Source organism: Streptomyces sp. NPDC048297, assembly GCF_043201585.1.
In the GTDB taxonomy this organism is placed as follows: domain Bacteria; phylum Actinomycetota; class Actinomycetes; order Streptomycetales; family Streptomycetaceae; genus Streptomyces.
Window position 1 is genome coordinate 219,339 of the sequence record NZ_JBICZA010000014.1, and the last position, 4,104, is coordinate 223,442.

The following is a 4,104-nucleotide window of genomic DNA, read 5'->3' on the forward strand; positions in this document are numbered from 1 at the left end:
GTCTGGTTCGGTGGAGGTGGTGCTCTCTGGTCTGGGCGGGGCGGTGCTTTCTGGTTCGGTGGAGGTGGTGCTCTCTGGTCTGGGCGGGGCGGTGCTCCCCGGTTCGGCCGAGGTCGCGCCCTCCGGTCCGGCCGAGGTCGTGCCCTCCGGTTCGGCCGAGGTCGTGCCCTCCGGTCCGGCCGTCATGACACCTCCCCGGAGCCGCTGCAGCCGTACCGCCGCCGCTCCCGCAGGTGCCTCCTCGGCGCGGTCCAGTTCCACACAACCGGCCTCCGCGATCCGCACCAGCGCGTCCGGTAGGGCCACCTGCGGCACTATCACCGCCACACGGCGCATCCGGACCGGCGTCATCGCCTCAGCGAAGGGCATTGAAGACCTCCCCGGGCCGCCCGCCGCGCGCGGCGGACTCCAGCGCCGCCCGCACCCGCCAGGCATCCACGGACAGCACCGCCACCGCGCCCACGACGACGCGGGGACCGTACCGGCCCTCGCGCAGCATCGCCGTAGCGTCGGCCTCCACGGTCCGCCACCAGCGGGCCTCGGCCTCCACAGCGCGCCCGGCTCCTCCACGTCGGCAAGGACCCGACCGGCGGTCGAGGGGAGACGCTCGCGGAACTCCTGGTACGAGGCGGCAGCCGACGCCCGCGCACCGAGCAGCCGTGCCGCGTCACGTCACGCGGGTTCCGGCAGGGGGCGTCGATGCACGAACAGTTCGCGGGCCGTCAGCAGGGCCGCGCGTCCCTGGGCCCAGCGGCGCGCGGGCGGTACGGAGACGGCGGTGCGCCGCGCGGCGGCCATACGCATGCCGGTGATGAGCGCCCACGGCGTGTCGCCGCCCGGATCGCCCCACGGCGATGCGGCGAGCGCCGCCCGCAGCTGCGCAGGTGTCCCGGCATGCTCCAGACTCCGCCAGGCCGTCTCCAGCGCCCCGAGCCGATACGGCTGCGGGGCCTGCGCACGGCGCTCGTCCGGGGTGAGCAGCCAGGTGGTCACGTTGGCGATCTCGAACCCGGCGGCGAGCGGGACGAGTAGGCGGACACCGCCTCGGGGCAGCCAGCCGGCCAGCACCCGCAGATGCCACAGCGGAGTGGCCGCCACCGCCCGCTGGGCCTCGGGCAGGGAGACCGCCGTCCGCACGTACCTGGAGTACGGGGTCGTCGCCAGACGCCGCAGGGCGTCGTCGAGCGTGCCACAGGCCGCGATCTGCCGCCCCCCACCGGCGCCCGGATACCGGCCGACCAGCGCCTTGGCCCGCACCGCCCCGGCGACCCAGCCGGCACTCATGGCGCTTCACCTCTGCCTCTGCCTCTGCCTTCGTCTCTGCCTCCGGCCAGGCCGCTGCCCCGTCCGTCTGCCAGGCGTACGGCGTCGGCCACCGCGGACTCCACCAGACCCGGCATCCGCTCCGCGGCCCTCTCCCGGACGGCCGAAGCAGCCCTCTCACCGGCGGAGCGAAGGGCGTCCGCCTGCCTGCGAGCCTCCTGGACCATGGGCTCGGCGGCCTGCCGGCGGACCTCGGGAGCACGCTCCTGAGCAGCCGCGACGAGCCGCGCCGCCTCCCGCACGGCATCCCGCCGTAGGGCCTCGGCCGCCGCGTCCGCCTCGGCCGCCGCGTCCGCCGCGTCCGCCGCGTCCGCCGCGGCCCGGATCCCCGCCGCCTCCCGCTGCACAGCCTCCAGCTGTGCGAGGGCGGGTTCCAGTTCCGCGGCCCGTTCCGCCGTACGGTCGGCGGGGGCACCGGTGGCAGACGCTCCCGGTGTCCCCGCCGGACGGAACCGCTCCAGGAAGTCCCGCAGACTCATCGGCCGCCTCCTGCGGTCGGCTGCTCCTTCAGTTTCACCGTTCCCGCCGCGCCCCGCACCGGAAAGGGCCGTCACGCCGTTCCACCAGGGCCGTTCGGCTCTTGGCAGGGCCGAACGGAGCGAAAGACTGGGACGGGTAGGCGAGGCGACGGAGTCCGGAGGCAGCCGTGAACGAGCACGAGAACTACTCCGCCCAGGCCCAGGCCCGACGGGACCTGCCCTCCCGTCCCCGGAGCCCCGGCGAGACGGAACGGCAGGACATGCTGCTCCGCTATCTGGGCGCCGTGGCCACGGCCGCGGCCGACCAGGCACACACGGAGGGGCGGGCCCCTGCGGACGTCACCGCGCATCCGGCGCCGTCGGCCGCATCGCCCCCGCACCGCCCCTCGCCGCCCGAAACCGGGATCCGCTTCGTGCGGGACGTCATGGACGTGCCCGCGGCCTGCGTACCCGAGGACCTGTCATACCGCGACATCGCCCGACTCCTGGCGCGCGAACAGCTCGGCGCCGTCCCGGTGGTGGACGCGGAGGACCATGTGCTCGGAGTCGTGTCGGAGTCCGATCTGCTGGCCAAGGTCGCCTTCGAGGCGTCGGGCCACCAAGCCGGACCCATCGGCAGGCTGCGCGAGCGGCGGATGCACGGCAAGGCCCGCGGCGAGACGGCCGCCGACCTGATGACGAGCCCCGCGATCACGACGTTGCCGAGCGCGACCGCTGCCGAGGCCGCCTGGCTCGCCGCGCTGTCCCGGCTGAAGAGGCTTCCCGTCACCGACCGCGAGGGTCGCCTCGTCGGAGTCGTGCGCCGCGATGCGCTGTTGCAGGCCCTCATCCGGGACGACGCCGGAATCCGGGCGGAGGTGGAGGCCAGGATCGAGGCCTGTTGCCCGCCCGGTGATCGACAGGCGGTCGAGGTGGCCGTGCACGACGGCGTCGTGGAGCTGACGGGCCGGATGCCTGCGGCGAGCTCGGCCCGGCTGGCGGCCGAGGTGGAGAACATCGCCGACGTCGTCGAGGTGAAGAACCTGCTCACCGCCGCCTGACCTCACGGACGTCATCCCCGGGCCACGCGCGCGGGGCCACGCGGGCACCAGGGCCGTCCTGGGAGAGGTCGAACTCCACGTCCACCACGCCCTCGACGGCCCGCACCAGACGAGCGGCCACGGGTATCAGGGAGGCGTCGCCGACCCGCCCTGTCAGGGTGGCGACCCGTCGCGCACCTCCACCTGGACGGCGGAGGACGGCGGAGGGAAGAGGTACGCGACGATCTCGCGGCGGACCTCCCTGGCAATGTCCTTGTCGTCACGCAGGAACACTCTCAGCAGGTCGGCACGGCTGAGGACGCCCGCCAGCAGACAGGCCTCGTCCACCACCGGCAGCCTCTTGACCCCCTGCCGAGCCATGATGCGTGCGGCCTCGGCCAGGGTGGCGTCGGCGCGGACCGTGACGGCGGGGGAGGACATGAGGTCCCCTGCCGTGAGGGCGCCGGCCTTCGCCACGTCGACGGGCTGACGCAGCTGGAGGTAGCCCGCGTCGGGGCCGTCCCGGAGCTCCTCCGTGGGCAGCAGATCGGCCTCGGAGACCACACCGACGACCCGGCCCTCACCCTCCAGCGGATGGCGTCCCTTCTGGTGGTGTAGGCGGTCAGCCCGAGGTCGTGTTGGTGGTGTTGGGTAGCGCGGGGGCGCTTTCGGGGAGCTCGGCGGGGTAAATCCGATCCATGCTTCCCTCGGGCAGGTAGCGCCGTGGGAAGGCGGTCCATTCGTCGTGGAGCTCGAAGAGCACGGCGGTGACCAGCCGCAGGAGCGCGTCGTCGTCGGGGAAGACCTGGACGACATCGGTGCGGCGCTTGACCTCGCGGTTGAGCCGCTCCAGCGGGTTTGTCGATTGGATCTTCTTCCAGTGCCGCTCCGGGGAGACCGCGAACGCGGTCAGGTCCTCCTTCGCCTCCAGCGGCATCGCCCTGGCCTTGGGGAACTGAGCGCCGAGCATGCCGGCGACCGCGTCGACCCGGGCCCGTACGGCGTCGGCGGTGGGCTGGGCGAAGATCGTGCGGATCGGCGCCGCGGCCATCTCCGCTGCCTCTCCCGGGATCACCGCGAAGACATTCCGCAGGAAATGAACACGACAGTGCTGGCAGGCGGCACCGAGCATGACCTTGCGGATCGCCTTGACCAGGCCCGAGTGGTGGTCCGCGAGCACGAGTCGGACCCCGGACAGGCCGCGTTCACGCAAAGAACGCAGGAACTCGGTCCAGAACACCTCGGTCCCGCTGCCGCCGGCCGTCACTCCCAGGACTTCGCGG

Annotated in this window: 5 protein-coding genes and 2 pseudogenes; 1 reads left to right on the plus strand and 6 read right to left on the minus strand. The window is 73.7% G+C overall.

Annotated elements, in window-relative coordinates; genetic code table 11:
- The 4 genes and pseudogenes from ACGFYV_RS18095 to ACGFYV_RS18110 form a co-directional block, all read right to left on the minus strand.
- Positions 1-369, minus strand: a pseudogene (locus tag ACGFYV_RS18095) (hypothetical protein); the annotation flags it as partial.
- Positions 356-550 carry a hypothetical protein gene (locus tag ACGFYV_RS18100; RefSeq protein ID WP_393879369.1) on the minus strand — a complete coding sequence of 65 codons (195 nt, stop codon included), beginning with the start codon at positions 548-550 and terminating at the stop codon, positions 356-358. The gene ACGFYV_RS18100 and the pseudogene ACGFYV_RS18095, both read right to left, overlap by 14 nt.
- 122 nt (positions 551-672) lie before the next feature.
- Positions 673-1,284 carry a hypothetical protein gene (locus ACGFYV_RS18105; protein WP_393879370.1) on the minus strand — a complete coding sequence of 204 codons (612 nt, stop codon included), beginning with the start codon at positions 1,282-1,284 and terminating at the stop codon, positions 673-675.
- Complete coding sequence (locus ACGFYV_RS18110; protein WP_393879371.1) at positions 1,281-1,802, minus strand: hypothetical protein; 522 nt, start codon at positions 1,800-1,802, stop codon at positions 1,281-1,283. The genes ACGFYV_RS18105 and ACGFYV_RS18110 overlap by 4 nt, the downstream gene beginning before the upstream one ends.
- Positions 1,803-1,969: 167 nt before the next feature.
- On the opposite strand from ACGFYV_RS18110, the gene ACGFYV_RS18115 reads away from it, so the two are divergent.
- Positions 1,970-2,842, plus strand: coding sequence for a CBS domain-containing protein (locus ACGFYV_RS18115; RefSeq protein WP_393879372.1), 873 nt, complete (start codon positions 1,970-1,972; stop codon positions 2,840-2,842).
- Here ACGFYV_RS18115 and ACGFYV_RS18120 read toward each other — a convergent pair.
- Both ACGFYV_RS18120 and ACGFYV_RS18125 read right to left on the minus strand, forming a co-directional pair.
- A pseudogene (locus ACGFYV_RS18120) lies at positions 2,829-3,412 on the minus strand (CBS domain-containing protein); the annotation flags it as partial. The gene ACGFYV_RS18115 and the pseudogene ACGFYV_RS18120 sit on opposite strands and share 14 nt — an antisense overlap.
- 31 nt (positions 3,413-3,443) lie before the next feature.
- Positions 3,444-4,104, minus strand: a 661-nt coding sequence (locus ACGFYV_RS18125; RefSeq protein WP_393879373.1) for a transposase, incomplete at its 5' end; no start/stop codon positions are given.